Consider the following 3,328-nt stretch of genomic DNA (forward strand, 5'->3'; position numbering starts at 1 on the left):
CAACGTCAGATTCGTCCGGTAGTACACCGCCACCAGCAACACCCGGTCCGCCAGCGGCAAACCCCACCGCCGGCCGGTGCCGGCCTGCTCACCACCCCGACCGGCCACGACCCGCACAAGCTCGCGAAACACCCGCACCGACAAACCCGTGAACACCGGCACCCACTCCGGCCGATCCGCCCTGATCACCTGATCCACACCAAGATCATCGATCGCGGCAAGACGGCGTTACGGGACATCCTTTAGTTCGGCTTCTTGGATCTCGATTCAGCACGTGAGTCGTCCGGTTCGACAGAGATCGAACCGGACGACTCCGGCGCGGCACCAGTACTGCCCGCCGGCGATGACCACGACTCGGCGCACCACACAGCCGAAGACGTCACCGAGGCCCCACCACGTCCGCATGCGGGACAACATCCAAAACCCGGTCGCNTACTGCCCGCCGGCGATGACCACGACTCGGCGCACCACACAGCCGAAGACGTCACCGAGGCCCCACCACGTCCGCATGCGGGACAACATCCAAAACCCGGTCGCTCCACCCGTGCGTTGGTGCAGAGTATTCTGCCCAATCGTGCGTTAACGCGTCCAGGGTGCTTGTTCTTGGCGACCGAAGCTTACAAGGTGACTGCGCACCGATACCAACGAGGGCGAAACAGCCGCACCCAACAGTTCCAAACATATGTCATGGCCGCCACCTTCGGCCTGACTGCCTTCATTTCCCGGCTCCGCATTGCTCCTCAATAGCGTGACTCATCGACATTCAGCTGCCAAGCTGCAGAACTCTGGTACGGCGACGAGAGGACTCCATGGACGAACAAGACCTCAAGAGTGTTTTCGAGTACGTGCTGGCGACGAGCAGCCCTCCACCATCGATGGATGCCGACCGAGCCCTCGGCGAGGCGCACCGAACCAAGTTGCGGCGCAACGTTTCGATGGTCGGCGCCGCGGTCGCCACACTCGTCGTCGGACTGATTGGCGGCTACACATGGCGCGCTGTTGCCTCCCTCGCCGGGAGTGGTCGTGCTGAGCGACCACAGCCTGTTCACCGCACAGACCGAAGTCACGCTCGCGCAGCCTCAACACAAAGCGCTCACTAACCAGGAATTCGACCCCTGCGTCCGTGGAACATACCTGAAAACAACCGTGCGCCACCACTCCTTATGCCCCATCGGGCATCCACAGCAAACCGAGCGAGCAATACGTGCTTGCATGCTCGACATCTCTGAGTCTGCACACGTTTAGTGGCTCTTGACATTTATCTGTCACTCAGTTGAAAATATGCATACAGAACGGAAGGTCTGGAACCGTGCTCAAGTTAAGACTCCATGCAGCCGCCGTGTTGCTTGCCATCAGTGCATTGGTCGCGTTTACTCCCAGCGCCAGCGCGCAGAGCAAGGCCCCCATTGGCGATGGCCCTCGATGCGACTATTCGGTTTGCCTGTGGGGAAACGCTGATTTCAGGAACGGCCCCAAGGTCAACAAGTTCGGATCAGCAGGCCTGGACACCATCCGGCTCGAGGATCTAGGAAAACTCGAGAATCAGTACTTCGGATGGAAGGGGATGCAAGATATCACCTCCTCCCTTGTGAACAACACGCCATACCGAATCTGCTTCTACTCGGACAACAATTTCAGGGGCCTCCAATTCTGCGTGGGGCCATACGAGCGGTGGGCTAGCGTTCCCTATTGGATCAACGACAGAATCAGCTCGTTCAGGGCTTGAGCCGATATAGGATCTCCAAGTCCTTAGGTGCGCGATCGCGCACCTAAGGACCAGATTCCCCAACTGGTGCGGCGCCGATCTGAGGCAACGCTCACCTCAACCCGGACCGCCCGGCCACCCCAATTTGCGCTCGTCCCGCCACGTTCGAGACTGCATCGCGTGGTTGGCTCGGCCGATCAATCAAGCCCGTTGAGTGGGGCAGCCAGGTTCTCCGACAGTTCGGTGCGGATCAAGCCGGGACGTCTCATCCTCGTCAACACGAATGCACGAGCGAGCGGTGCGCGGGGCTGCCAGGACGTAACACCGACGATCGAGCCGCGCACGGGGTCCGGCTCGGTGGACACCGAACGATTGTGGCAGCACTCGCCGCACGCGCAGATGTGCAGCGGCCGGGGCCCTTAGCTCTCGAACCAAGCACAAGGCGTCCGTCCTACTCGACGAGTACCGGGTTGCCGTGCAGGGCAATTCTGTGGACCTCATGGCGGTCCGCCTGAGAGTTGGGCGGGCTCAGTGTCGGTCGCTTGAGCCGGTGCAGGACGCCTTCGAGCGGTCGTTAAACCGTCCGTTTCGCGTTCTCCGGATCCTCGGCGCAACTGAGCCGCACTGCCTCGGACACGAGGCGAAACCGTGAGGGGCTTCCGAGGTTCAGAAGGATGTCGATTCCTTCGGGGAATGATTTCGATCAAATCATCCACCGCTACGTCCTTCCAGCTTTCATGTGACACGCGCTTGCGATGCAGAGCGGCTGTCGTGACCGCTATACACGGTGCACCGTTAGGGGCCGGGCCGACAAGCAGTTCCTGGGCCGTCCGAAGTCACCGCAAGCTGCACGTAGGAGTTTCGAAGCGTCGGGATCAGCGCATCTATCGATACCTCCCCGCGTGCAATCAGGAGCAGTACGGCATCGACGGGGTCGGCAGCTCCGCCCTCAACGAGAGGAACATAGTCGGGATTTCCTTGGAAGAAGCCGAGCTTCCCATTCTCGTCCAGCAGCCATCGTCCTGCCATTGCATTTGGAGGCGGTGCCTCGTCGACACTTCGAAGGATCTAGGCGGGATCCACCAGCAGTGCCCAGTTGTTCCTTTCTACGAAGATCTTTTCTGCTGTCCGGCTCGCGCCTACCGACTCCGGCTTCACGGCAAGCCTCCAAATCTGCTTCTGATGGGGAATGGGACTTTCTGGTGCACGTTTTGTGGCCAGGCCATCTGCCGAGTAGAATACAATTGACGGCTTGCGTCCCCTCTCTTGGTGTGCGCTAGTCATCGTTGACTGCAGAAACTGCCCAGGGTGCAGGTCGGGTGATGGTGGATGAAATAGCAGGGAGGGTGTTGAGGAATGTGCCAGGTATGGGGTTTCCATGGCTGTCGCTGGTTGCTGTCACGCCGTGCCAGGATTGCCCGTCGTTGGCGGCCATGAGGTAGGCAATTCTTCCGGTGGGGGCGTAGAAGCCGCCGATGTGACCCAGTTGGCGTAGTACGTTCGAGGAGTCGTGGGCTATGCCGGTGTCGGGGTGGCCGGCGCCTGATGTCACGTGGACGATGTCGCGGGTGGGGTGCAGGTGGAGCTGGGCGACGAGTCGGCGGGTGTGGCGGGTGGGGTCGC

General features: G+C 60.8%; 2 protein-coding genes and 1 pseudogene. 1 reads left to right on the forward strand and 2 read right to left on the reverse strand.

Annotation, left to right across the window (positions count from 1 at the left end; all coding sequences use genetic code 11):
- Window positions 1-198: pseudogene (locus LFM09_RS49915) on the reverse strand (IS5/IS1182 family transposase); the annotation flags it as partial.
- A 1,141-nt stretch (window positions 199-1,339) separates the two neighbouring features.
- Between LFM09_RS49915 and LFM09_RS49920 the strand changes: the two are divergent.
- Window positions 1,340-1,726, forward strand: a complete 387-nt coding sequence (locus LFM09_RS49920; protein WP_414103704.1) for a peptidase inhibitor family I36 protein — start codon at window positions 1,340-1,342, stop codon at window positions 1,724-1,726.
- A 1,255-nt stretch (window positions 1,727-2,981) separates the two neighbouring features.
- On the opposite strand, the gene LFM09_RS49925 is transcribed toward LFM09_RS49920, so the two are convergent.
- Window positions 2,982-3,328 (reverse strand): hypothetical protein (locus LFM09_RS49925; RefSeq protein WP_414103703.1); only part of this gene is annotated, 347 nt, incomplete at its 5' end.

Source organism: Lentzea alba, assembly GCF_047445655.1.
Taxonomy (GTDB): Bacteria; Actinomycetota; Actinomycetes; order Mycobacteriales; family Pseudonocardiaceae; genus Lentzea; species Lentzea alba_A.